Origin of the sequence: Phytopseudomonas daroniae, assembly GCF_004327275.1 — a bacterium.
Classification (GTDB): domain Bacteria; phylum Pseudomonadota; class Gammaproteobacteria; order Pseudomonadales; family Pseudomonadaceae; genus Aquipseudomonas; species Aquipseudomonas daroniae.
The window spans coordinates 38,088-63,490 of the sequence record NZ_QJUJ01000007.1; the positions used below are offsets into that span (position 1 = coordinate 38,088).

At 64.6% G+C, this 25,403-nt stretch carries 19 protein-coding genes; 1 reads left to right on the forward strand and 18 read right to left on the reverse strand.

What is annotated here, in order from left to right:
- Position 1 precedes the first annotated feature (1 nt).
- The 11 genes from DNK10_RS16675 to DNK10_RS16725 all read right to left on the reverse strand — a co-directional run bounded on the left by DNK10_RS16675 (position 2) and on the right by DNK10_RS16725 (position 14,830).
- Positions 2-1,351 (reverse strand): LLM class flavin-dependent oxidoreductase, encoded by a 1,350-nt coding sequence (locus DNK10_RS16675; RefSeq protein WP_208738831.1) that lies wholly within the window; start codon positions 1,349-1,351, stop codon positions 2-4.
- Between the two features lie 11 nt (positions 1,352-1,362).
- Positions 1,363-3,507, reverse strand: a complete 2,145-nt coding sequence (locus DNK10_RS16680; protein WP_242674719.1) for a TonB-dependent receptor family protein — start codon at positions 3,505-3,507, stop codon at positions 1,363-1,365.
- A gap of 45 nt (positions 3,508-3,552) precedes the next feature.
- Positions 3,553-4,923, reverse strand: a complete 1,371-nt coding sequence (locus tag DNK10_RS16685; protein ID WP_131192326.1) for an NtaA/DmoA family FMN-dependent monooxygenase — start codon at positions 4,921-4,923, stop codon at positions 3,553-3,555.
- On the reverse strand, positions 4,920-6,281 hold the full coding sequence (locus tag DNK10_RS16690; protein WP_208738832.1) for an LLM class flavin-dependent oxidoreductase: 1,362 nt from the start codon (positions 6,279-6,281) through the stop codon (positions 4,920-4,922). Before DNK10_RS16690 ends, DNK10_RS16685 begins: the two co-directional genes overlap by 4 nt.
- Positions 6,281-7,141, reverse strand: a complete 861-nt coding sequence (locus tag DNK10_RS16695) for a TauD/TfdA dioxygenase family protein (RefSeq protein ID WP_131192327.1) — start codon at positions 7,139-7,141, stop codon at positions 6,281-6,283. Before DNK10_RS16695 ends, DNK10_RS16690 begins: the two co-directional genes overlap by 1 nt.
- A gap of 18 nt (positions 7,142-7,159) precedes the next feature.
- Complete coding sequence (locus tag DNK10_RS16700; protein WP_131192328.1) at positions 7,160-9,712, reverse strand: TonB-dependent receptor plug domain-containing protein; 2,553 nt, start codon at positions 9,710-9,712, stop codon at positions 7,160-7,162.
- 133 nt (positions 9,713-9,845) lie between these two features.
- Positions 9,846-10,532 carry a peroxiredoxin-like family protein gene (locus tag DNK10_RS16705; RefSeq protein WP_131192329.1) on the reverse strand — a complete coding sequence of 229 codons (687 nt, stop codon included), beginning with the start codon at positions 10,530-10,532 and terminating at the stop codon, positions 9,846-9,848.
- Complete coding sequence (locus DNK10_RS16710; protein WP_131192330.1) at positions 10,529-11,863, reverse strand: LLM class flavin-dependent oxidoreductase; 1,335 nt, start codon at positions 11,861-11,863, stop codon at positions 10,529-10,531. The genes DNK10_RS16705 and DNK10_RS16710 overlap by 4 nt, the downstream gene beginning before the upstream one ends.
- Positions 11,864-11,882: 19 nt before the next feature.
- A complete protein-coding gene (locus DNK10_RS16715) occupies positions 11,883-12,866 on the reverse strand; it encodes an ABC transporter substrate-binding protein (RefSeq protein ID WP_131192331.1) in 984 nt (327 codons plus the stop codon).
- 12 nt (positions 12,867-12,878) lie between these two features.
- Complete coding sequence (locus tag DNK10_RS16720) at positions 12,879-13,241, reverse strand: 4Fe-4S dicluster domain-containing protein (protein WP_131181485.1); 363 nt, start codon at positions 13,239-13,241, stop codon at positions 12,879-12,881.
- Positions 13,238-14,830 carry an FAD-dependent oxidoreductase gene (locus DNK10_RS16725; protein ID WP_131192332.1) on the reverse strand — a complete coding sequence of 531 codons (1,593 nt, stop codon included), beginning with the start codon at positions 14,828-14,830 and terminating at the stop codon, positions 13,238-13,240. Before DNK10_RS16725 ends, DNK10_RS16720 begins: the two co-directional genes overlap by 4 nt.
- A gap of 207 nt (positions 14,831-15,037) precedes the next feature.
- Between DNK10_RS16725 and DNK10_RS16730 the strand changes: the two genes are divergently transcribed.
- Complete coding sequence (locus DNK10_RS16730) at positions 15,038-16,360, forward strand: LLM class flavin-dependent oxidoreductase (protein WP_131192333.1); 1,323 nt, start codon at positions 15,038-15,040, stop codon at positions 16,358-16,360.
- 186 nt (positions 16,361-16,546) lie between these two features.
- On the opposite strand, the gene DNK10_RS16735 is transcribed toward DNK10_RS16730, so the two are convergent.
- The 7 genes from DNK10_RS16735 to DNK10_RS16760 all read right to left on the reverse strand — a co-directional run bounded on the left by DNK10_RS16735 (position 16,547) and on the right by DNK10_RS16760 (position 25,403).
- Positions 16,547-18,178: a dipeptide ABC transporter ATP-binding protein gene (locus DNK10_RS16735; protein ID WP_131192334.1), complete on the reverse strand. Its 1,632-nt coding sequence runs from the start codon at positions 18,176-18,178 to the stop codon at positions 16,547-16,549.
- The gene (locus tag DNK10_RS16740) at positions 18,175-19,089 is read right to left on the reverse strand and encodes an ABC transporter permease (protein WP_131192335.1); all 915 of its coding nucleotides are present in this window, start codon (positions 19,087-19,089) and stop codon (positions 18,175-18,177) included. Before DNK10_RS16740 ends, DNK10_RS16735 begins: the two co-directional genes overlap by 4 nt.
- Positions 19,090-19,092: 3 nt before the next feature.
- A complete protein-coding gene (locus DNK10_RS16745) occupies positions 19,093-20,043 on the reverse strand; it encodes an ABC transporter permease (protein ID WP_131192336.1) in 951 nt (316 codons plus the stop codon).
- The gene (locus tag DNK10_RS16750; RefSeq protein ID WP_131192337.1) at positions 20,040-21,671 is read right to left on the reverse strand and encodes an ABC transporter substrate-binding protein; all 1,632 of its coding nucleotides are present in this window, start codon (positions 21,669-21,671) and stop codon (positions 20,040-20,042) included. Before DNK10_RS16750 ends, DNK10_RS16745 begins: the two co-directional genes overlap by 4 nt.
- 95 nt (positions 21,672-21,766) lie before the next feature.
- The gene (locus tag DNK10_RS16755) at positions 21,767-24,220 is read right to left on the reverse strand and encodes a TonB-dependent receptor plug domain-containing protein (protein ID WP_131192338.1); all 2,454 of its coding nucleotides are present in this window, start codon (positions 24,218-24,220) and stop codon (positions 21,767-21,769) included.
- A 225-nt stretch (positions 24,221-24,445) separates the two neighbouring features.
- A complete protein-coding gene (locus DNK10_RS25905; protein WP_165496002.1) occupies positions 24,446-24,592 on the reverse strand; it encodes a hypothetical protein in 147 nt (48 codons plus the stop codon).
- 16 nt (positions 24,593-24,608) lie between these two features.
- Positions 24,609-25,403 (reverse strand): ABC transporter ATP-binding protein, encoded by a 795-nt coding sequence (locus DNK10_RS16760; RefSeq protein ID WP_131192339.1) that lies wholly within the window; start codon positions 25,401-25,403, stop codon positions 24,609-24,611.

Genomic DNA, 25,403 nt, shown 5'->3' on the forward strand with positions numbered 1-25,403 from the left:
ATCACCGTAATGCTTCGGGCGCGCGATGTTGCGCGGGGTGAACAGGACGTGGAATACCGAGGTTCTCACGCAGCGTTGTGCCCTCGTATTCCTGGCGGTAAATACCACGCCGCTGTAGTTCGGGAACCACCAGTTCGACGAAGTCTTCCAGCGGTGTGGGGAAGAACGGGAACTGGATGATGAAGCCATCGGCACCCTCGTTTTCCAGCCATTCCTGCATCTGGTCGACGATGGTTACCGGCGTGCCGTAGACCACCCGGTGCCCACCGGCGCAGGCGAAGTGCTGGGCCAGTTGGCGGATGGTCAGATTCTCCCGGCGCGCCAGGTCGACCAGCAGCTTCTGCCGTCCGATGGCAGAATTATTCGCCGGCAGGTCGGGCAGTGGGCCGTCCAGTGGGTACTGCGACAGATCCAGGTCGCCGGCCAGGCGGGCGATGGGTTTGATGCCCAGATCCGCTGGCAGCAGGTCGATGAGTTGCTGGTACTTGGCCTTGGCTTCCTCCTCGGTACGGCCAACGATGGGCAGCAGACCTGGCATGATCTTGATGTGCTCGGGGTTGCGGCCATGCCTGCGTGTACGGGCTTTCACGTCGCGGTAGAAGGCTTGGGCTTCTTCCAGGGTGAGGGCGGCGGTGAATACCAGGTCGGCGGTGCGTGCAGCTAGTTCGCGGCCGGCTTCCGAGGCGCCGGCCTGGGACACGATGGGGTGGCCCTGGGGAGTGCGCGCCACGTTCAGTGGGCCGCGTACACGGAAGTGTTCGCCCTGGTGGTCGAGGCGATGCACCTTCTGCGGATCGAAATAACGATCTGCCTTGTTACGTTCCAGGGCGTCGTCCTCCCAGCTGTCCCACAGGCCGCGTACCACGTCGTGGAATTCCTCGGCGCGGGCGTAGCGCTTGGCGTGCAGCAGGTGGTGGTCGCGGCCGAAGTTACCGGCCTCGTCCTCGATCTGCGAGGTCACCAGGTTCCAGCCGGCGCGCCCGCCACTGATATGGTCGATGGAGGCGAACTTGCGAGCGATGTGATACGGCTCGTTGTAGGTGGTGGTCGCCGTGGAGATCAGGCCGATATTGCGGGTCACGCTGGCCAGCGCGGCGATCAGTGACACCGGTTCGAGGTACACCGCCCGGGCGAAGCCGGTACGACCACCGTCGGCCAGAGTGTCACCTGGTACCGCACTGGTGTCCTGGAAGAATACGGTGTCGAACTTGCCGCGCTCGGCGACTTGGGTCAGATGCAGGTAGGCGGCGAAATCCATGTCGGTTTGCGGCTGCGCGTCGGGATGGCGCCAGCCGCCGGCGTGGTTGCCGGGAGCGAAGAGGAAAGCGCCGAGTTTCAATTGTCGGGTCATGGTCATTACGCTCAAAAGGTGTAGTTCACGCCAGCCACGGCCGCACGGCCATCGCCGGGGTAGAACACCGCCACGTCGTTGCCCTGGGCGTTGTAGACGGTGGCGGTGCCGGAGGCGTAGGTCTTGTCGGTGAGGTTGGTCAAGTCGAGGAGCAACGACCATTGCTTGCTCGGCGCATAGCCCAGGCGCGCACCGAGCAGGGCGTAGCCGCTGGCCTTGAAGGTATTGGCGAAGTCCACGTAGTAGCTCGAGGCGGCGGTCAGGTTGAGCCCGGCGGAGAAACCACTGGCCTGCTCGTAACGCAACTCGGCCTGGTAATAGTGGCGCGGCACGCCGGGCAACTGATTGCTGCCGAACACGCTGTCGTCACGGAAGTGGAAGTCGTTGAACGTGTAGGCCTGGCGCAGCAGAATCTGGTCGCCGGCGTTGGCCCAAAGGGTGTTGGTCAGCCCTGCCTCGATGCCCTGGTGGATGGTCGGGCTACCGTTGAAAGCGCTGGTCAGGGCGGCGCTGGTGCCGGTCGCCGGGGCCAGTTCGACGGTCAGCAGTTCGTCCTTCACCCAGGCGCGGTAGATAGCCAGGCTGGCATCGTAGCCTTCGCCGGTGGCGCGCAGGCCGAACTCCACGGTATTGGCCTTCTGATCCACCAGCGGTTTGACGTAGTTGAGGTTGGTGGCGTAGGTCGAAGGAGAGTATTGCCAGGTAGCGGCCGGGTTCAGCGAGCGACTGACGTTGGCAAACAACTGAAGTTCGGGGGTGGCCTGCCAGGTCACGCCCAGGCGCGGCGCCAGGCTCCATTTGTCGTAATCCACATCGCCGGACTGGCCGGTGTTGATCGGCGCCGCGCTCTGTTCGATGGACACGTCGCGTTTGACCTGGATCGCCGACAGGCCGCTGAGCAGCTTCACATCGGGGGTCAGGCTAAGGGTATTGCCCAGGGCGAAGACGTTGTCCAGCGAGCCCTTGTAGCGGTTGTACTTGGTGCGCGTCAGCGTTCCGTCGGTGTTGCGGCGGTAGGTGTCGGTACGGCCAGTGGTCTGCCGGGTCTGGAACCAGCCGAGGGTGGTTTCGCTGTCCAGGCCGAACAGTTCGTCGTTGCGCTGGTAGCGCACGGTGGCGCTCAGGTCACGGTAGTCCGAAGAACTGGGTGCGGCGCTATAGGTATTCAGACGCTGCGGCATCTTGTAGTAACCGACGCCGAATTCCAGGCTGGAGGTATCGTCGATCTGCCAGGTGGTGCGGCTGCCGACTTGGAGCGAGCCGTACTTGTCGACCAGGTTGCGGCCGATGCGAAAGGCGGCGCTGGTCTGCTTGCGGTCGTCGCGTAATTGCGTGCGGGTCAGTGCGCCGGAGGCTTCGTGGTATTCCTCGCGATAGCGCAGGAACACGCGGCTCTCCAGGTTAGGATTGAAGCGGTAGCCGAAGTTGGAGCTGAAGCCTTCGGATTTCTTGAAGGTCTGTTCCTGGAAGCCGTCGCGCCGCGATTCGGTGATGTTGATGTAGTAGTCGGCATCGCCGATCACGCCGCCGGTGGCGATCTGCGACTTGTGATAGCCGAAACTGCCGCCTTCCAGGTGCAGGCGGGTGCCGGGCGCGGTGTAGCCGCTGCGGCTGACGAAGTTCACCGCACCGCCGAGAGAAAGTGCACCGTATTCGAAGGCGTTGGCGCCTCGCAGTACTTCGGTGTGATCCAGGCCCAGCGGCTCGAACAGTTCGTAAGAGGCGCCACCTGGGCCGGTCAACGGCAGGCCGTCGACCAGGTACTTGATGCCCAGCGGCATGTTGCCGACGTTGGAGAGAATGCCCGAACCACGGATGGAGACGTGGATGCCGTCGTTGCCACCGACATTCTGTACGAATACGCCCGGTTGATAGGCGAAGATGTCCTGGGGCGCGGCGCGACCTTTCTCCAGCTCCTCGCCACTGACCACACTGGCGCCGCCGGGAATGTTGCGCAGCCGAGTCTCGGCCTCTGCAGTGGGGGTGAGTTTTTTCTGCTCGATCACCACGGTTTCAAGGGTGGTGTTTTCATCTTCTGTCGATGTGGTGCTGGCGGCATTGGCCGAACCGTGGGAGATCAGACTCATGAGAGCGGCGCTGATCGACACGGCCAGGTGCTTGCGGGCAAGGCTCGCAGACTGCGTATAGGTGTGCATGCAAGGGCTCTTTCTGGTTATGGGGCGTATTGGTAGGGCGATGAGTCACTGGGCGCTTTGCGCGGGAACACCAGCTTTCTGATCAGCGAGCTCGGTATCGCGGTTGTAGCGGCTGCGAGGAATGGGCAGACCCAGATGGCCGCGCAGGGTGTCGGTCTGGTACTCGTTGCGAAACAGGCCACGGCGCTGAAGGATCGGCACCACCTGTTCGGCGAAAATCAGAGCGCCCTCCAGACCCTGGCCGGGCATGACGATGAAACCGTCGGCCGCGCCCTGGAGGAACCAGCGTTCGATGTGATCGGCGACTCGCTCGGGGCTGCCGACGATGCGTCCATGGCCAGCCGAGCCGGCCTGCAGTTCCAGTAGTTGGCGCAGCGTCCAGCGTTGTTCCACGGCGTGCTGGCGGAACACCTCGTAGCGGCTCTGCCGGCCCTCGACCGACAGCACTGCGGGCAGGCGCTCGGCTGGAATGGTGTGGTGCGGCTCCAGGTCGCTGAGGTCGATGCCGCCAAGCTGCTTGGCCAGGGCATCGAGGGCTTGCGGGCCGAGGTTGTCGAGGATCTGCTCGTTGAGGCGCCGGGCGGCTTCGTCCGAATCGGCGATCACCGTGCTCAGGCCGGGCAGGATATTGATGTGCGCCGGATCGCGGCCCAAGTGGCGCACCTGGCTCTTGAGATCGTCGTAGAACCGCTTGCCCTCGGCAATGCTGTGCTGAGCGGTATAGATGGCCTCGGCGAAATGAGCGGCAAAGGCCTTGCCGTCGGCGGACGAGCCAGCCTGGAACAGCACCGGATGGCCCTGGGGCGAACGGGATAGATTCAGTGGCCCTTCGACTTGATAGAACTCGCCCTGGTGAGCGATGCGGTGAATGCGCCCGGCGTCCACGGCGATGTGCCGGCCGTGGTCGTTGACCAGCGCATCGTCCTGCCAAGAGTCCCAGAGTTTGCGCACCACCTCGACGTGCTCCAGGGCGCGACGGTAACGTTCGCTGTGCAGGGGCAGCGGCTGGTTGCCGAAGTTGCGCTCGCCGGCGCTGGAGGTCACTACGTTCCAGGCCGCCCGGCCGCCGCTGAGGTTGTCCAGCGATAGCATCTGCCGGGCCAGGTTGAACGGCGCGGTGAAGGTGGTCGATACCGTGGGCACCAGGCCGATGTGCCGGGTAACACCGGCCAGAGCCGCGAACAGGGTGATCGGCTCGGGGCGCGGTACCTGTGGGTGGGCGGTTTCCTGGAAGGCAACGTCGGCGACCATGACGAAGTCGAACCTGGCTCGCTCCATCGCCAGGGTGGTTTCGATGTAGTGCGCCAGACCGGTCTGCCGGGCCTGGTTCCGCTCATCGGCGCTGGTGCTGGCCGGGTCATTGCCAGGCGCATTGAACAGCAGGCCGAGTTTCAATTGGCCATGGGATTGGCTCACGGTGTGCTCCTGGTGTTGCTTATGGATGGAGAGTGGGACGAGCTCGGTGAGCGCAGGCCCAGGTGTTCACGCAGCGTGCTGCCCTGATACTCGCGGCGGAAGATTCCACGCCGTTGCAGCTCCGGTACTACCTGTTCGAGGAAGCGTTCGGCGCCACCGGGCATGTACGGCGGCATGATCACGAAGCCGTCGGCGGCGTCTTGTTCCAGCCATTGCTGCATCTGCTCGGCGACCGTCTGTGGCGAGCCGATGAACTTGGCGAAGGCCAGGCTGGAGGCGTACCAGCGGCCGAGCTGTTCCAGCGTCCAGCCGGCTTCGATGGCGTTGCCGATCACCCCATCGAAGCGACCCTTGCTGCCGCGGATGTGCGCACGGATATCCGGTACCGGTGCCTTGGGATCATGCTGGGCAAGGTCGTAGTTCATGCTCGCCGACATGAAGGCCAGGCCGGCGATCGGCAGGATCAGTTCGTCCAGCTCATTGGCCAGTGCCTGCGCCTGTTCGTCGGTGTCGGCGATGATCGGGTAGAGACCGGGCAGCACCTTGACGTCGTCGACCTGGCGCCCGGCGGCGACCACCTGCGCCTTGAATTCGCGGTAGAACGCCTTGGCCTTTTCCAGCGTCGATTGCACCGGGAAGACCACCTCGGCATTGCGCGCGGCCAGGGATTGAAACGCCGACGACACGCCGGCCTGGATCAGCACCGGATGACCTTGCGGTGGGCGTGGCAGGTTGAGCGGGCCGCGCACCTTGAACCAGTCCCCCTGGTGATCGGCGTAATGCAACTTGCTGGCATCGGCATAGCGGCCGCTGGCCTTGTCGACCAGCAGGGCATCGTCTTCCCAGGTGTCCCAGAGGGTGCGCACCACATCGAGGAATTCGGCGGCCTTGGTGTAGCGTTCGGCATGGCCAAGGTGCTGCTCGAGGCCGAAGTTGCGCGCTTCGCCGTCGTTCACCGAAGTCACCGCGTTCCACGCCGCGCGGCCACCGCTGAAGTGATCCAGGGTGGCGAACTGGCGGGCGACATGGAACGGCTGGTGATAGCTGGTGGACACCGTGGCGCCCAGGCCGATGTGCGAGGTCAGCACACTGAGCGCCGACAGCAGTGCCAGCGGTTCCGGCGAACCGCTGGGGCGCCAGGTCACCGCAGCATCGAACGAGCCGCCGTGGATGTCGTCCAGGGCCAGTTTGTCGGCGACGAACAGCATGTCCAGTTTGGCCGCTTCGGCCTGTTCGGCGAGGCGTTGGTAATAACGGATATCCAGGGCATTGCCGACTTCGGCCTGGGGCAGACGCCAGCCCGCCAGGTGCGAGCCGGCATGGCTGACGAACAGCGCCAGGTGCAGTTGCCGTGCCATCAGACCGCCGCCTGCTTGCGCACACGGTGGGGGATATCGTCATCGGCGATCAGTACGCGTTCCATCACCCGGTCGAAGTCGCCGTAGTTGTAGACCGGGTAATGCAGCAGGGCACGGTTGTCCCAGAAGGCGATGGTGCCCGGTGTCCATTTGAAGCGCACCTGGTACTCCGGGTTGCTGAATTCCTTGAGCAGCTCGGCGACCAGGGCACGGCTTTCCTCGACCGACCAGCCGATCACCTGGGGCGACATGGAGAAGTTGATGAAGAGGGCGTCTTCGCCGGTTTCCGGATGGGTGCGTACCAGCGGGTGGGCGAGGATCGGGTAGTGATAGCCGACCCTGTCCAGCGAGGATTTGAAGTTGTGGGTAATGTAGAGGTTGTCGATACGTGCCTTGAGTTCGTCGGACAGGCCGCGGTAGACCAGGCCGGCGTCGGCCCACACGGTGTCGCCGCCCAGTTCTGGCAGCGATACGGCACGTAGCACCGCACCGTAGGTAGGCTTGAGCATCCAGCTGGTGTCGGTGTGCCAGCGACCCTTGCGCGCATCGCCGTAGGCTTCCTTGGCCTGGCTGGCGAGAATCAGGTGCGCCTGGGGCTTGTTGCTGTCCTGCTTCTGGGTGGTCGGGTGCTCATACAACTCGCCGAACTGAGCGGCGAAGGCGATCTGCTGTTCGCTGCTGATGTGCTGTTCGCGGAAGAAAATCACCTTGTGCCTGAGCAGCAGGGTGTGAATCTCGTCCCGCTGCAGCGGGGAGAGTGGCTTGCTCAGGTCTACACCGCTTATTTCGGCGCCGACGGTCGGCTCCAGCGGGGTGACCTTGAGGGTTTCGGTGAGTGCGACGACGTTTTCTGCGGGCATGGTGCTGTCCTCTTTTTGTTACCAGTCGTAGGAAAGGCGCGCGTAATAGAACGCGCCGTTGAGGCCGTACGGGCTGAATGCGCCGTATTCGTCCGGGTTGTTGATCTCGGTGGGGTTGGCTGTGCCCAGGCCGGTAACCGTTGGGGTTGGGGTCTGCCTGTCAGGGCGTACGCCGAACAGGTTGTTGGAACCGACCGAGAGCGACAGGTTGTCGCTGAGCAGATAGGTGACGTCGAGGTCGGTGACCCACTTGGCGCCGAACTGCTGGTCGGCCGAGGCGGCGATGCCGGCTTCGGTGTACTTGCCGTAGCGCGTCAGTTGCAGGTCGGTGATGAAGTCGCCGATGCGCCAGTTGCTGCCCAATACCAGTTTGTCGCGCGGGCTACCCTGGGTCAGGTCGGTTTGCGCCTGGTGGCCGAAGATCACATAGTCGCTGCCGAGCAGGTTGCTGACCGTATCGTTCTGCTTGATATCGCGGATGCTGGTGCGGTTGTAGCTGTACAGCGCCGACCAGCGCACCTGGCCGAAATGGCCGTGATCGCTGTGCAGTTCGCTGACCAGGTCGACGCCGTCGGTACGGGTGTCGACGCCGTTCATGTTGTACTGCGCCGAGTACAGGTCGTTGATGCCGAGGGAGGCGAGGGTGTCGCGGATCACCGTGGAGGTGCCGCTGTCGCGAATGATCTCGCTCTTGACGATGCGGTCCTTGATTTCGATGCGGTAGGCGTCGAGGGTGATGCGGGCATTGCGCGTCGGCTCCCAGGAAACCCCGATGCTGAAGTTGGTCGACTTCTCCGGCTGCAGATCCTTGGCGCCCAGTGCCTGGGCGGCAACGCTGCTGGGTGGCAGGTAGCGTGCGAGCAGGCTCTGGGTAGTGCCATCGGCCAGGCGCACGCTGGTGTTCTGGGTGACCGAGAAGGTCTGCTGGGCCAGCGACGGCGCGCGAAAACCGGTGTTGAAAGTGCCGCGCAAGGCCAGGCCCGGGGCCAGTTCGTAACGGGTGGACAGCTTGCCACTGGCGGTGTTGCCGGAGCTGTCGTCGTAATGCTCGAAGCGGAATGCGGCGCTGGTGTACAGGCGTTCGGTCAGGTGGGTGCCGGCATCGATGTAGAAGGCGTAGCTGTCGCGATCCAGCGAGCCGGCATCGGCCACCGAGGTGCCAGTGAAGGATTGTAGGCCGGCGAGGGGGCTCTGCCCCGCGCGCGGGTGACCAACCGGGTAGACATAGCCGCCATCGCGGTAGGAGTCCGGCTCGCCTGCGGTCTGCAGGTATTGCTCCCAGCGGTGCTCGATGCCTGCCGACAGCTGCAACGGCTTGGCCAGGCCGATCTCGAACGGGCGGGTGAAATCCAGGTTGCTCGTCCACTGTTCGAACTCCAGGGCACCGAGGTAGAACGAGGTCTTGCTCGCCGGGCCGAGGGAGGCGTTGAGGGTGTTCTGCGCACCGAGGCGCACGTCGTCCTTGCCGTAGGTGGTGCTCAGGTCGTAGCCCCAGCCGGCGACATCGCCCTTGCCGCCGAAGGCGAGCTGGAAGTCCTTCTCGTCGATCAGGCGCTGGGCGTGAAAGCCGTCCGGGTAGATCTCCGGGATCGACGACAGGCTGGTGGCGCGGAAGCTGCCGCGGGTATCGACGATGCTGCGGTCGCTGTAGGTGGAAAACGAATACAGCGTCAGGGCATCGTGGATGGGCAGTTCGGCGTTGTACGAGAGGTTGTAGACCTCGTCGCGGTTGGAGCGGCCATAGCCTTTCTCCAGCAGCCGATCCACCGAGCCCTCGCGGGGATCGGCTTGCGCACCGGGGGTGCCGAAGGGCACCGATTCACCGTCCAGTACCGGGTAGTACCACGGCCCCTGGGCATCGCCGGCGGCATAGGACGGGCCTTGCAGGCGGATATCCAGCGAGGCGTTGAAGAAGCCACCGTTGTCGCCCAGGGCGAAGCCGCTGTTGAGGCCGGTCTGGGTCAGGTCGCCGGGTTTGTCTTCCTGCTGGCCGAGGGTCAGGCTGGCGCTGCCGCCGCTGTCCTGACTCTTGAGGATGATATTCAGCACCCCGGCGATGGCGTCCGAGCCGTATTGCGCCGAGGCGCCGTCGCGCAGCAGTTCGATACGCTCGATGGCCGAGGTGGGGATCAGGTCGAGATCCACCGGTACGCTGCCGCTGGCGATACGGGCGAAGTTGTTGTAGACGGCGGTGTTGTGCCGGCGCTTGCCGTTGACCAGCACCAGCAGGTGGTCGCCGGACAGGCCGCGGATCGACACTGGCCGCACCGACGACGAGGTGCCGCCGCCGGCCTGGGCGGGGGCGCTGAACGACGGCACGATACGACCGAGGGCCTCGCGCAGGCTGGCCTTGCCGGTCTTGCGGATCTGCTCGCCGCTGATGATGTCGATGGGCGAGGGGCTGTCGGCCACGGTCAGGGTGTTGCTGCGGTTGCCGGTAGAGATCACCGACACCGTGCCGAGCACGGTGTCCGACTCGGCAGCCTGCAGTTGGCTGGCCATGCTGCAGATCAGCAGGCCGAGAAGCGTGGGCGAGTATCTGCCCGGTCGAGCGAGGGGGAACGCATTCATCTACAACTTCCTTCACTGAGTAAAAGAAGTCTCCCGCGAGCCTGTGGGCGCTTGGCGCAGGCTCGTGGTGGGTGACTGGAATCCTGTCTGTGGTGCGCCAGCGTTCCCGGCTGGTAGCTGCTGTCGTGCCTGTCTAGGCGCTTTTGGTCAGAAGGTTTTGTTGCTCGAGCAGGGTATCCACCGCATCGATGATCGGCTGCGCCTCGCTGCGTACCAGCCAGTCCGGGCTGACTTCGGCGAAGTGCACGCGGCGGTCGCTGCCGATCACCACCACGGTCGGTTGCGGCAGTTCCCAGGTACCGGTGCCGGTGACTTCGCCGATGCCCGGCCCCTTGGCCAGCGACGCCTGGCGCGAGGCCTGGTCGAATTCGTAGAGCACACCGAAGCGCCTGGCCAGGGCGTTGTCCCTGTCGCTGGCCACCTGCAGGCTGAGGTTGTGCCTGTCCTTGATCTCGACCAGGCGCTCCGGCACCTGCGGGCTCACCGCCAGCAGCGGCACGCCGCGTTCGCGCAGCGCCGGCTGCAGGTTGCGCTCGTAGTAGGGGATGGCGATGTTGCACGCCGGGCAGCCGGCGAAGCGGAAGAACACCAGCACCGCCGGGCCGTTGGCGACCAGTTGTTCGAGGCTCAGGGTGCCGCCTTCGACCTTGAGCAGCTCGAACGGCGCGACGCTGTCGCCGGCTTTGACGAAGGTTTCATGGCGCGCCTCGTCGACCAGTTTCTGGCGCTGGTCGATGTTCACTTTCAGCGCCTCGGGCGCCCAGGTGCGCACGCGCTCGGCATGCAGCTCGGCCAGCAGACCGTTCAGGGATTCGCTCATGCCACTGCTCCTTGTGTGCGACGCAGGGTATTGCGGTTGGCGGGCACCGCGAGACCGAAGTTGTCACGCAGGGTCTGGCCCTGGTATTCGCGGCGCAGCAGGCCCCGCGCTTGTAGCAGCGGCGCCACGTATTCGGTGAAGTACTCCAGGCCGTCGGGCAGCAGCGAGTTGACGATGAAGCCGTCGGCGGCGCCGTCCTCGAACCAGTCCCGCAGGGCGTTGGCCACCTCTTCCGGGGTGCCGACGAAATCGCGCCGTGGCCGCGAGAAGCGCAGGGCCACTTCGCGCAGGGTCAGGTGCTCTTCGCGGGCCTGTTGCTTGATGCGATCCGAGGCGCCCTTGTGGCTGTTGCTGCCCAGGTCGCCGAGGTCGGGGAAGGGCGCATCCAGCTCATGGCCGGAGAAGTCGTAGTCGTTGAACGGCCGGCCGAGGGCGACGATGGCGTCTTCGATGCTGACCAGGTCGACGGCCTGCTGGTAGCGGCTTTCCACTTCCTCGGCATCGCGGCCGATGATCGGGCGGATGCCGGGCAGGATGAACAGCTCGTCCGGGTTGCGTCCGGCCTTGGCGGCGCGCTGTTTGAGATCCTGGTAGTAGGCCCGCGCCTCGGCGAACGATTCGGGGCTGACGAAGATCGCATCGGCGTTTTGCGCGGCGAAGTTGCGGCCGTCGTCGGAGGTGCCGGCCTGGAAAATCAGCGGCTGGCCCTGGCGTGAGCGCTGGATGTTGAGCGGGCCCTTGACCTTGAAGAACTCGCCCTGGTGATCGAGGGTATGCAGCTTGTCCGGGTCGAAGAATTCGCCGCTTTCCTTGTCGCGGGTGAAGGCGTCGTCTTCCCAGGAATCCCAGAGGCCCTTGACCACGTTCACGTGCTCGCGGGCGATCCGATAACGCACGGCATGCGGCGGATGCTCGGCCTTGCCGAAGTTGTCGGCGGTGCCGGAGAGCCACGAGGTGACCACGTTCCAGCCGGCGCGGCCGCCGCTGATGTGGTCGAGGGAAGCGAACTGGCGCGCCACCTGGAACGGCTCGGTGTAGCTGACCGTGACGGTCGCCACCAGGCCGATGTTTTCCGTGACCGCAGCCAGCGCCGAGAGGATGGTCAGCGGCTCGAAGCGGTTGAGGTAGTGCGGGCTGGACTTGGCGTGGATATGCAGGCTGTCGGCGATGAAGGCGAAGTCGAACTTGGCGCCCTCGGCCAGCTTGGCCTGCTGCTTGTAGTAGCCGAAGTTCACGCTGGCATCGGCCAGGGCGTTAGGATGGCGCCACTCGCCCCAGCCGTGGCCAACGCCATGAATCATGGCACCGAGCTTGATCTGTCGTTTGCTCATGGAAGTTTCTCCTGTCGGTTTACTGAGGTTGCGCCTGGGCAACCGCTTTGCCCGGTTGTTCGGCGCGGGCGGCGTTGAAGCTCGGGTCGAAGCCCTGGGATACATCCACGGCGCGGGTCAGTACGCCTTCTTCCAGGTAGATGTCCGAGACCTGCTGCAGGTTGCTGATGACCTCATCGGTGATCTCGGCGCGCGAGTGGGTGGTTTCCTGGACGGACTCCAGATGCACCGCGACCGGCAGGCCCGTTACCCGAGCCTGGGCTTCGGCATAGGCCTGGTGATTGTCGTTGGCCCAGAGAAAGGCACGCTCCACGCGCTTGACGAAGTCTTCCAGTTGCGGGCGTTTACCATCGACGGCTTTCTGTGTGGCGGCCAGGTAGAAATGGTTGGTGAGCAGGTCGTTGCTGTCGCGCAGAATGCGTGCGTCATTCTGGGTAATGGCGATGGTGGTGTAGGGATCCCAGGTCGACCAGGCATCCGCTGCGCCGCTTTCCAGAGCACTGCGTGCATCGGTGGGCAGCAGGTTGACGAAGGTCACGTCAGAGGTTTTCAGGCCCGCTTCGCGCAGCGCCCTGATCACCAGGAAGTGGCCGACGGAGCCACGGTTGGTGACGATGCGTTGTCCCTTGAGATCCGCCACGGTCTTCAGCGGCGAGTCCTTGGGCACGAGGATCGACGTGGTGTAGCGACCATCGCGCTTGATGATCTCCACCACCTTCAGCGGAGCCCCGGCACCAAGAGCGAACACATAGGGCGCATCGCCCAGACCGCCGATATCCACGGCTCCGGCGTTCAGCGCTTCGCCGAGCGGTGCGGCGGCGGGGAATTCGGAGAAGTCGATGGCATAGGGCACGTCATCCAGTTCGCCTGCTGCCTGCAGCAGCAACTTGATGCCGGACTTCTGGTTGGCGACGCGCAGCGGTTCGAGGTCGGCCGCGCTGGCGTAACCACCCAGTAGCAGGCTGCTACCGAGGACGCTGGCGATAAGGGTACGGATCAACATGTGGTGTCTCCTTCAAATTTCGTTGGCTGTGGCTTGGCTACGGGCAAGGGCGAAGATTTCTTCCATGCGCCAGTGTTGGTTGGCGTAACGCGGGTCATTTGCCCATTCGTTCCAGCCGGAGTCGCGGCGGTACTGGCCAAGCAGGCCGCTGGCGCGGATCTGCTCGGGGTCGAGGGTGACGGCGTGTTCGCTGTCGGGGTGCACGTAGATGGCGTCGCTGCTGCAATACAGCTCGCACATGAAGCAGGTCTGGCAATCCGCCTGGCGGGCGATGACGGGCGTGCCATCGGCGCCGACCGCGAGCACGTCGCTGGGGCAGGCGGCGACACATTGATTGCAGCCGTCGCAACGGTCGCTGAGGATCAGTTCGATCATGCCGGTATCTCCGCACGGGGAGTGGTGCTCGTCGGCAGCGGTACGCGGCGTACCCAGGGCGCATCCAGCCCGCCGCTGTGCAGGTGCAGATCGAAGCGGGTGGATTGTGCCGGGGCATCGCTGCGCTGGTGCATGCCGCGGCTTTCCTTGCGCGCCAGAGCGCTGCCGTAGCACCAGCGGGCGGTGGCGAGCATCGCCGCCGTTTCTCGCCAGCGCAGCAAGGCGCCGGTATCGCTGGCACGGCTCTGCTCGCGCAGCCGATCCCAGGCATTGTCCAGCGCGTTCAGCGAGCGCTGCAGCTGCTCGCCGCTGCGAAACAGGTTCTTGTCGTAGGGGTGCATTTCGTTCTGCACCGCGCGGATCAGCTCGGTGCTGTCGTCGCGGTCGATGCCGATGGGCAACAGCCCGACACGTGCGGTGCCGTGGGTGCTTGAGGTATGGCCGGGGTGCTGCCGTGCATGGTTCGCGGCGCCACGTCCAGCCCATTGTCCGGAGGACAGCGCCCAGGAGGAGTTCACTGCGCCACCGCCGGATATCGCTCCGGTCACCGCTTCGCGACTGGCAGCATCGCCGGCAGCGAACAGGCCGGGCAGGCGTGTCTGGCAATCGCTGTCGACCAGGCGCAAACCGCCGACGCCACGGATGGTGCCTTCGCCGTGCAGGGTGACGGGAAACTTGTCGCGGTAGGGGTCGATGCCGCTGCGGTCGAACGGCAGCATCAGGTTCGGCTGCACATACGGCAGGCGTGCCCGGATGTCCTCTGGAATACGGTCGAGCCGGCAGTACACCGGCCCTTCGAGCAGGGCACGAGCCAGTGACTGGTTGAAGTCCGGGCCCTGGGCGATCGCCAGTTCACGGCCGCTGGCATCGAAGTAGCGGCCGAAGGTGTAGACCATCGAGCGGGTCATGGTGCTGCTGGCCGGGGCGATGCAGTAGTAGCTGGAGAACTCCATGCCGGACAGTTCGGCGCCGGCTTCCACACCCATCAGGTAGCCGTCGCCGGTATTGTTCTGGCTGCCGAGCAGGCGTGAATGGAAGGCGCAGCCACCGGTGGCGAGTACTACGGCGGGCGCCTGCACCTGCCATTCACGCTGTTGCTGGCGTTGCAGGCCGCGAGCGCCAGCCAGTTCGCCCTGATCGTTCTTCAGCAGCTCCAGGGCAGGACTCTGGTCGAGCAGGGTGACGCCATGCTCCACTGCCAGTTGGCGCATGGCGCGCATGTATTCCGGACCACGCAGGGCGCGATACTGCTTTTCACCGTGCTCGTTGCGTGGAAAATCGTAGAGACGGTCGAGGCTCGGCAGGGTTTGCCAGGTGGTTTCCAGAATACCTGCCATCCAGCCCGCATCACCCAGCCTGGCGGCACTCGCGACACGTTTGTCGATGGCTGCCTGACGCTGCTCCGGCGGTACCCACCAGTGGCCGGGGCCAGCGGTGGCGGTCACACCGCTGGTGCCGCAATAGCCCTTTTCCGCAAGCACCACCCGAGCCCCTTCACGAGCGGCGGCAACGGCTGCCCAGGTGCCGGCCAGGCCGCCGCCGATGACCAGCACGTCGGCAGACAGCAGTAGTGGAAGGCGGGTGGTCATAGCAGAACAGGCTCCTGGTATTGGTCGTGGAAGACGGCCTCCACCAGGAAAGGGGTCGGTCTGGGGTTGACCTTATCCCTCTAAGGAATTGCTGTGAAAGTCTTTCTGGTTCTAAGCTAATTATGTAATTTACTTATCTAATATGTTTTTAAATATCAGTAATAAGTATTTAATGAGGGCTGTGAAAGGGCTTTTGGGATGGGCTATATGAGTAGCAAACGACAGATAAAGCTTGGTGCGGTGCCCATGGGCGTCGGTGGGCCGGGGCGACATAATCTCTGGCACGATCCGGCGATTCCCGCGGACGCCAGCGTGAACATCGACTGGTTCATCGACCTGGCCCGGCAGGCCGAGTCTGCGCTGTTCGACCTGATCTTCATCGTCGACAGCCAGTTCATCACCGCGGATTCGCCGCCCCATTACCTCAACCGGCTGGAACCGCTCACGCTGCTCTCGGCACTGGCGGTGAGCACTCGGCATATCGGTTTGGTCGGCACCCTGACCACCTCCTACAACGAGCCATTCAACGTCGCCCGCCGATTGGCCTCGCTGGACTTGATCAGCAAGGGTCGCGCCGGCTGGAACGTGGTCACCAGTGGCGATGCCGGTACCGCCGGCAATTATGGACGCGACGAGCATTACGATTACGACACCCGCTATGGTCGTGCCCTGGAGCATGTACAGGTGGTGCAGAAGCTGTGGCAGTCCTACGAGGACGATGCCCTGCCACGCAACCGCGAAACCGGTCAGTTCCTCGACCGCAGCAAACTGCATGCGCTGCACCACAAGGGCGAGCATTTCTCGGTGGTGGGCCCGCTGAACATCCAGCGTTCGCCCCAGGGCCAACCGGTGATCTTCCAGGCCGGCGATTCCCGACAAGGTCGCGACCTGGGCGCGAGCATCGCCGATGTGGTGTTCACCCACGCGCCGAGTGTGGAGAAGGGCCAGGCGTTCTATCGCGACATCAAGGAACGGGCGCAGCGCCAGGGGCGAAATCCCGACGAGATCATCATCCTGCCGGGCGCGCAGATCTACATCGGCGATACCGACGAGCAGGCCCGCGAGATCGAGCGGCATTACCACGACGTCGACCATAGTTTCGACCAGGCCCTGGCCGAGTTCGGTCGCTCCTTCGGCTGGCATGACTTCCGCCAGTACGACCTCGATGCACCGTTCCCGGTGCAGGCTCTGGAATACGCCCGCAGCAGCTTCTACACCGCCGCCAAGGCCGCTACCGACATGGCCGTCAGCAAGGGCTGGACGCTACGCCAGGCGGTCGCCAACGGCCTGACACTCAGGCCAAACGGCTTCGTCGGCTCTGCCGAAACCGTGGCCAACGAAATGATTCGCTGGTTCGAGGCCCAGGCGCTGGATGGCTTCAATATCTACATCGGCCACCCGGAGCAATTTCGCCGCTTCACCGAACAGGTCGTGCCGATTCTGCAGGAACGCGGGGTTTATCGCCGTGAGTACGAAGGCAGCACGTTGCGCGAGAGCCTGGGCCTGGAAATTCCCCGCAACCCACGTTAGCGCTCCAGCGCCACAAGCATTTCAAGGCGATAGCGGCCGTAGGGTGGATCGGGGAGCGTAGCTGACGCTCTTTTCATCCACCATTGCGATCGCAGAGCAGTGGACGGATCGGGCCGCGCAGGTGAAATCCATCGGCGATTGATGGGTTTCACCCATCCTACGGGTTGCCTCGCTTCTAGCTTGAACTTACGCCACGCGGGCGATTGGTTGACGGCCCGGAATGGCGGCGATCAGTTCCCGGGTGTAAGCGCTGGTGGGGTTTTCGAATACCTGCTCCACCGATCCCTGTTCGATGACCTGGCCGTGGCGCAGCACCAGCACCTGATCGGCGACGTTGGCCACCACGGACAGGTCGTGGGAGACCAGTACGTAGGCGATTCCCAGCTCGCGCTGCAGATCAAGGAGCAGGTCGAGGATCTGCGCCTGCACCGAGACGTCCAGTGCCGAGACCGGTTCGTCGAGCAGCAGCAGGTCGGGTTTCAGCGCCAGGGCGCGGGCGATGGCGACGCGCTGGCGTTGACCGCCGGAGAGCTCACGGGGCAGGCGATCCAGGTAACTGACCGGCAGGTGCACGCGGGCGATCAGCTCGCGCGCGGCCTGCTCCAGTGCTGGCCCCTTGAGCAGGCCGAAAGACACCAGCGGCTCGACGATGCTGTCGAAGAGGGTGAAGCGTGGGTCGAGGGCGGCGAAGGGGTTCTGCTGCACCAGTTGCATGCGCTGGCGCAATGGGCGGAAGGCGCGCCAGCTGAGGTCGGTGATGTCCTGCTGTTCGAACAGCACGCGGCCTTTGCTGGGCTTCTCCAGGCCAAGGGCGATGCGCAAGGCGGTGCTCTTGCCCGATCCGGATTCGCCGACGATGGCCAGGGTCTGGCCGGGGTAGACGGCGAGGCTCAGATCTTCAAGGGCGACGAAGCTGTTGTCTTCGCCCTTGACCCGCGGCAGGGCGAAGGTCTTGCCGACGTTTTGCAGGCGCAGTATCGGTTCGACAGCCGTGCTGTTCGCTGATGCCGGGCGCGCCTTGCGACGATTGGCGAATGCCGGTGCTGCGGCGATCAAGGCGCGGGTGTAGTCGTGCTGTGGCGTATCGAGTATCTGCTTTGGCGGGCCTTGCTCGACCAATTCGCCCTGTTTCATCACCAGGATGCGATCAGCGCGATCCGTGGCCACGCCCAGATCGTGGGTGATGATCAGCAGGGAAATACCGCGCTCGGCGACCAGGCGTTGCAAGTGGTCGAGGATCTTGCGTTGCACGGTGACGTCGAGGGCGCTGGTCGGCTCGTCGGCGATGATCAGTCGCGGGTTGCCGGCCAGGGCTATGGCGATCAGTACGCGCTGGCGCATGCCACCGGAGAGCTCGTGAGGGTACTGGCGGGCGCGCAGTACCGGCTTGTCGATGCCGACCTGTTCCAGCAGCTCGACCACGTCGGCGTCCACGCCCGGATAGCGACGGCCATGAGCGAGAATCAGCGCTTCGGCGATTTGTCTGCCAATGCGCAGGGTCGGGTTGAGGCTGACCATCGGATCCTGGGGCACCAGGCCGATGGTGCGGCCACGCAGGCCGCGCTTCTGCCGTTCGCTGGCGTGGCTCAGGTCGACGCCATCGACGTGCAGTTCGCCATGGGTGATCGCCGCGCTCTCGGGCAGTAGGCCGAGTATGGCGTTGGCCAGGGTCGATTTGCCCGAGCCGGACTCACCGACGATGGCCACCGTTTCACCCTGGGCCACGGAGAACGACAGGTTCTTCACCGCCTCGGTGGTCTGCCCGGCGGAGCGGTAGCTGACGCCCAGGTTACGGACGTCGATCAGAGGGTTGCTCATCGCTGATTCTCCTCGAAGGTGCGGGCGATATGGTTGAGGCTGAACACCACCGCGACGACAAAAAGCCCGGGCAGCAGCGACACCCAGGGTGCGGTGATCAGGAAGTGGCGGCCATTGGCGATCAGCGTGCCCCATTCCGCGGCAGGCGGCGCCGCGCCGAAACCGAGGAAGGACAGGCCGGCGGTGGCCAGGATGGCGGCGCCGAAATCCAGGGTGGCGAGCACCGCCACCGGCCCCCAGGCGTTGGGCAGGATATGCCGCAGCAGGGTGCGGCCCCAGCTGGCGCCGCCCAGGCGTGCGGCCTCGACATAGGGCAGGGTCTTGACCCGCAGCACTTCGGCGCGGGTGGTGCGGGCGAAGCCGGGAATGATGCCGACGCCTACGGCAATGGCCACCGGAATGGTGCCGAAACCGATGGCGGTGACGATGGCCAGCGCCAGCAGCAGGCCAGGAAGAGCTAGCAGCACGTCGATGAAACGCATGATCAGCGCATCGATACGTCCGCCTGCGAAGCCGGACAGCACGCCGAGGCCGAGTCCGCCGATCAGGGCGATGCCCACCGCCAGCAGAGCGGCCTGTACCGACAGGCTGGAGCCGTAGACCACGCGGGTATAGAGGTCGCGGCCGAGCTCGTCGGTGCCGAACCAGTGGATCAGGTTGGGCGCGGTGAGCTTGTCCGTCGGTGAGGTGGCATAGGGGTCGAAGCTGGTCAGCAATTGCGGTACCAGCGCTGACGCCAGAGCGAACAGCACGATCAACACTGCCAGGCTGAAGCCCGGGCGGCGCAGCAATGGGCGTAGCGCTGCGCTGGCCCGTTGCAGGCGGCTGCGTCGGCGCCAGGGCAGAGGAGCCGCGGCGGATGAGTGCCCCAGAGGCTTTTCGGCTGGCAGAAGGGGGGTATCGGTGGCCATGATCTACGACACCTTTGGCGTGTGAGTGATTCGCGGGTCGAGGTAGGGGTAGAGCAGATCGACGATCAGGTTGACCAGCACGAAGGCGGCGGCCGATACCGCAACGATCGCCAGTACCACGGGAATGTCCTGGCGCAGCACCGCTTCCTGAGCGAGGCGGCCGACGCCGTTGCGGGCGAAGATGGTTTCCACCAGCACCGCCCCGGATACCGTATTGCCCACCTGCAGGCCGATCAGGGTGAGGATCGGCAGGGCCGCGTTCTTGAACGCATGACGCGCCTGTACCTGGGCGCGGCTCAGGCCCTTGGCATAAGCGGTGGCGATATAGGGCTCCTGCCACACGCCCTGGAAGCCTCGTTGCAGTACCTGGGCGTAGACCGCCGCGCTGGGGATCGCCAGTGTCACTGCCGGCAGGATCAGGCTGTCGAAGCCACGGTTGCCGGTGGCCGGAAACCAGCCGAGGCTGAAGGCGAACACCTGGATCAGCAGCAGGCCCATCCAGAACACCGGTATCGAGAACCCCAGCGATGGCAGCCGGGCCAGCACCACTTTCAATGGCCGCCATTGGGTATAGGCGGTCAGGTAGGCCAGGCCGATGCCGCCGATCATCGACAGCACGATGGCCAGGCCGGCCAGGGACAGGGTCTGCGGCAGGCGCTGCAGCAACAGCTCGCTGACCGGTCGGTTGAGCGACAGTGACTGGCCGAAGTCGCCCTGGATGGCACCCCAGAGCAGGCTGAAATACTGCTCGAAGATGCCCTTGTCCAGGCCATAGTAGGCCTTGGCCTTGGCCAGGTCTTGCGCGGACAGCGCATCGACCTCCAGGCCCGAGGCACTGAGCATGATCGACAGGGTGTCGCCCGGCAGCAGGTAGAGGATGAAGTAGGTGATGCTGTAGGCACCCCAGAGTACCAGCAGTGCCTGGCCGACCCGGCCGATCAGGTAGCGGCTCATGGTTCACTGATCTCGATATCGTTGAGCAGGGCGAAGCCTTCGGCCGTCCACTGGAAGTTCTTCACCCGGGCCGAAGTAGCGGCCTGCCAGACACGTTCGTAGATCGGCAAGGCCGAGCCTTCGTCGACCAGCAGATCTTGCAGGTCGCCATAGGCCTGGGCGCGCTGCGCGGACTCGGTGGCGGTGATGCCGGCATCGAACAGGGCCTGGGCGGTTTCCAGCGTCTGTGGCTCGTACAGGTTGGTGGCCAGGGTCGAACTGTTGGCGGTACGCGGATCGAGGATGGTCTGCAGGATGATCGGATCGGCGCGGGTCATGTAGCTGGAGGTCAGATCGTAGTTGCCCTGGGCATTGGCGGTGACCCACTCGGCGCGGGTGACCACGGCGAGCTTGAGTTCGATGCCGATCTTGCGCAGTTGATCCTGCACCAGCACGTCGCCGGCGGTTTCCGCGCCCTGGATGTTATAGCTCAGGCTCAGGCGCTTGCCGTCCTTCTGCCGGTAGCCATCGGCGCCCTTGTTCCAGCCGGCCTCGTCGAGCAGGCGTTCGGCGCCCGCAGGGTCATATGCCAGCTTGCTGCTCTGATCCTTGAAGTACGGTGTGGTGACATCGTAGATGCCTTTCACCACCGGGAACTCGGCGTTGTACACGGTGCTGGCGTAGGTCTTGCGATCGATGGCCTTCTGCAGTGCCAGGCGGATGCGCTTGTCGCCCAGCACGCGTTCACCGCGAGTATTGGGATAAAGGTTCAACGCCGGCCCCGGCAGAGCGCGGCTCTGGATGGTCGCGCCCCTGGACTGCAACAGCTTCAGATCCACTTCCGAGAACGGGTTGCGCGGCCAGAGAATGTCCGCCTGGCCTTGCAGGAACAGGCCGTTGCGTACGCTTTCTTCCGGGATGTAGCTGATTTCCACTGCATCCAGATGGGCGTCGCCCTGGTTCGTGACATTCGCCGATGGCCAGGCGTAGCCCGGGCGTTTGACCAGTTTCGCGCCGACTTCCGGTGTGTAGTGATCGAGCACGAAGGGGCCGCTGCCGATGATCCTGCCGAGCGAACGCTCCTGAGCGCTGAGCGTGTAGGACTCGGGCGCGAGGATTGCCAGGTTGGTGGTGGAGGTGGCCTGCAGGAAGCCGGCGTTGGGGCGTGACAGCACCAGCCTGATGGTGAAGTCATCGACCACTTCGGCGTGGTCATAGCCGGCCAGGTAGGTAGCGCCGAAGGTCGCGGGCAGTTCGCCGGCGAAGGCCTTGTTGCTGTCGAAGGCGGTCTTCACCGCACGGGCATCGAAGCGCTCGCCGTTGCTGAAGGTGACGTCCTCGCGCAGGTGGAAGGTGTAGTTCAGGGCGTCGTCGCTGACTTCCCAGCTTTTTGCCAGCCAGGGAATGATCTCGCCGCTGTCGGGATCCTGGTCGGTGAGTGACTCGACGACGTTGCGTAGCAGTACGCGGTGCTCCAGCCAGTAGACCTGGAAGGGATCGACGCTGACCAGGGTGGTGTTATCGCCGAAGAAGACAATGTTCAGCGTTTTGCTGGCGTCGGTGTTTTCAGCCGAGGGCGAGCAGCCGGCGAGGCTGAGGGCCAGGGCGCAGGAGGCCAGCAGGCGAGTGGCAAGGCGCGTTTTTTTCATCTCGTCGTCCTCGGTTTGATCGGGGTCTGGCGGTGGTTCGAATTCATGGTCGGTACCTCGAGCGGCGGCAGCGGTTGGGCGCTGCCGCCGGCCGGTTAAAAGTCGTAGGCGAGTTTGCTGTACCAGAAGCCGCCGGCAGGGCTGAACGGCGGGCTGCCGTAGCGGGCCAGGCCATTGGCGTTGTAGATGGCGTTCTTGTCCGGGCGCACGTTGAAGATGTTGGTGCCGCCGAGGCTGACCGTCAGGCGGTCGAAGAAGGTGTAGCCGATGTCCAGATCGGTGATCCATTTGGCGTCGAAGCTACGGTCACCAGCGCTGTTGACGGCCAGGGTCTGCACCGAGCCGTAGCGGGTGGTCTGCAGGTTCACGGCGAGGTTCGCGAGCGTCCAGTTGGCGCCGAGGATCCACTTGGTGCGCGGCGAGGCCACGGTCAGGTCGCCTTCGCGATCCCGCCCGACCAGCGGGATGCCGGCATCGGCCAGCAACTGCGGCGAACTCTTCACGTCTTCGATGGTGGTCTTGTTGTAGTTGAACGCCGCGCTCCAGCGCACGTTGCCCCAGGCGTCGAACGGCGTGGTGTGATCGGCGACGATATCCAGGCCGCGGGTGCGGGTGTCGAAGGCGTTGGTGTAGAAGTTGACGTAGCTGCCGGCTGCCTGACCGGCGCCGACGAGGATGTCGTCGATGATGCCGTTGCCCTGGTCGTAGATGTTGGAGGTCAGGGAAATCCGGTCGTCGATGTCGATCAGGTAGGCATCGATGGTGACGTTGGTGCGCGGCGCCGGTTTCCAGGCCAGGCCGAGCCCCAGGTTGCGCGATTTCTCCGGCTTCAGGTCGTCGCCGCCCAGGGCTTTGGCCAAGGCGCTGCCCGAGGGCGTGAGGTAGGTGACGGCGGGCACCACGTTGCCATTGATGTCGGTGGTTACGCGGTTGTCGTAGACGTTGTAGGCGATCTGCGTCAGCGAGGGCGCACGGAAACCACTGCCGACGGTGCCGCGCACGGCCAGGGTGTCGGTCAGTTCATAGCGCGAGTTGAGCTTGAAACCGAAGGTGTTGCCGGAGTCGTCATCGTAATGCTCGACCCGGGCGGCAGCGCCGATGTACCAGCGGTCGCTGGGGTCGAAGCCGAGGTCGATGTAGCCGGCCACGTTGTTGCGGATCAGGTCGACCTCGTTCTCCGGGCGAATGGTAACCGCGGCTTGTGCACCGGAAGCAGCGTTGTAGCTGCCGGTGGCGTAGGCCGCTTCGTCTCCGGCGAAGGTGCTGTAGCGCTCCCAGCGATGTTCCAGGCCGAGGGAAACCTGGGTCGGCACGTTGAGGTTGAAGAGGTTTTCGTAGTTGCGGGTGATGTCGGCATTGTTCACCCACTGCTCGAAGCGGAAGGTCGCCAGGTCATCGAATTTGGTCGGCGAGTCGGTACCCAGCGACGGGTTGATGTTGAGGTCGCTGGAGTGGTGGCTGTTGTTGCGTCCGTAGGTGGTGGACAGATCCCAGTCCCAGCCGGCGAGCACGCCTTTGCCACCGACCAGTGCCTGGTAGTCGGTGTCCTTGATGTTGTTGACCGGGTAGTAACCGTCGGGAAACACCTCCGGCACCGAGGCGCTGCCGTTGGGGAAGCGGTAGTAGTTGTAGGCTTCGGCGTCGCGTTCGCCGTAGGTGGCGTAGGAGTAGAGTTTGACGTCGTCGCTGAGCGGCAGTTCGGCGTTGTAGGCGAGATTGAAGGCGGCGATGTCCGGGTCGCCGTTCTTGATGGCGACGCGATCCCAGGCGGCCTCCCGGGCGTCGTCGGCATAGGCGCGGATGCTGCGGTCGGCCTTGTCGTTCCATTGCGCGGTACCGCGTTTGCGGGCATCCGCCGAGGCATGGAAGAAGCCGCCGTCGCCCAGCGCGAAACCCTGGTTGCCGGCGAATTTGATGGTCTCGCCCTGGCCCGAGTAGAGCTTGCCGTAGCTGCTCTCCACATGGCCGCCGGAGGAGTCGGACTTGAGGATGATATTGACCACGCCGGCCACGGCATCCGAGCCGTATTGCGCCGCGGCGCTATCCTTGAGGACTTCGATATGGGAGACCGCGCTGATCGGGATCAGGTCGATGTCCACGGCATTCGCGCCGCTGTTGTCGATCGAACCGCGGGCGGCGGTGGCGCCGTTGTGGCGGCGTTTGCCGTTGACCAGCACCAGGGTGTAGACCGGTGCCAGGCTGCGGTTGCTGAGCGGGCGGTTGACCGAGTTGTAGCCGGCGACGTTGGTGCCGAAGTTGAACGACGGCAACAGTTTGGAAATGGCTTCGGACAGCTCGGCACGCCCGGTCTTGAGCAGTTGATCGCTGTTGATGACGTCGATCGGTGCCGGGCTGTCGGCAACCGTGCGCTGGGTGCCGCGCAAGCCGGTGGAAATGACCTGTACGGTCTCCAGGCGCGTTTCAGTGCTCTGCGCCTGTACGGTCGGGGCCAGCAGGCAGGCCAGCGACAGCGCCGAGAAGGTCAGGCCGGCGCGGGCCGGTGCATTGCCGAGGTGGCGCAACCGTGCGGTCGAAGCGGGTTTTTCCATGGTGCCATATCCCTATCTGAAAAAGTGGGGGCGGCGCTTTGGCGACGGCGTGGCCGGTCGCGTTGCGCAGCCCTGAAACGGATTCCACCGACTGTGCGCAGGGCGCACGACTCCTGACGCGCCCTGCATGGCAGGCGCGTTGCTCGTCGCGGTGGGGAGAGCGATAGGCGGTGGTGGATCGCTCGAATCTTTGCTGGATCTGTCTGGGAGCTGCCCAGTTAGAAATCAGTCGGCGCTGCGCATATCCGTGCAGGCGTCGATGATCTGCGCTGCCGGCGGTAGACCTGGCCAGCCGACGAGCATGGCGGCGCTGCTCTTGTAGGCAAAGCGCGCTGCCAGGCGGTGAACGAGAAGCGAGAGGCGTGATTTCATGACAGGGCTTCCTGCTTCAAATGGCGATGGCGCTGAGCGGGTAGCCCGACGCGAGAAAGGGGTTGTGGTCGCGGCCGATGCTGTCCGGATCGTCCTTCTCCACGCCGAGCAGTTCGAGCAGGCGGGTACGGATGGCGTTGAAGCCGACCTGGCCGTTGTCGCGCGGACGGCCCAGGTCGACACGCAGCTCTTCGGCAATGCGACCGTCCTGTAGCACGATGATGCGGTCGGCGAGCAGGATGGCTTCGTCGACGTCATGGGTGACCAGCAACACCGCTGGCGTGTGCTTCTTCCACAGATCGATGATCAGACGGTGCATGCGGATACGGGTTAGCGCGTCGAGGGCCGCGAAGGGCTCGTCGAGCAATAGCAGCTTGGGCTCGCGCACCAGGCTGCGGGCCAGGGCCACGCGCTGGGATTCGCCGCCGGACAGCGTGGCGGGAAAGGCTTCCAGGCGATGAGCCAGGCCTACTTCGGTGAGTGCCTGGATGGCACGTTCCTTGGGGTTGCTCACGCGCAGACCGAGGGTGACGTTCTTCCAGGCGCGTTTCCAGGGCATCAGCCGTGGCTCCTGAAATACCGCGGCGCGGGCTTGTGGAGCGAGCAACTCGCCGCCGTCGATGGGGTCGAGGCCGGCCAGGGAGCGCAGCAGGGTGGTCTTGCCCGAGCCGCTGGCACCGAGCAGGGCGACGAATTCGCCGGGGGCGATATCCAGATTCAGTTCATCGATCACCCGGTTGTCGCCGAACTGGCGCACCACGCCGCGCAGGCTGACGGCCGGCGGGTAGTCGATCTTGCTGTGCGCATTCAT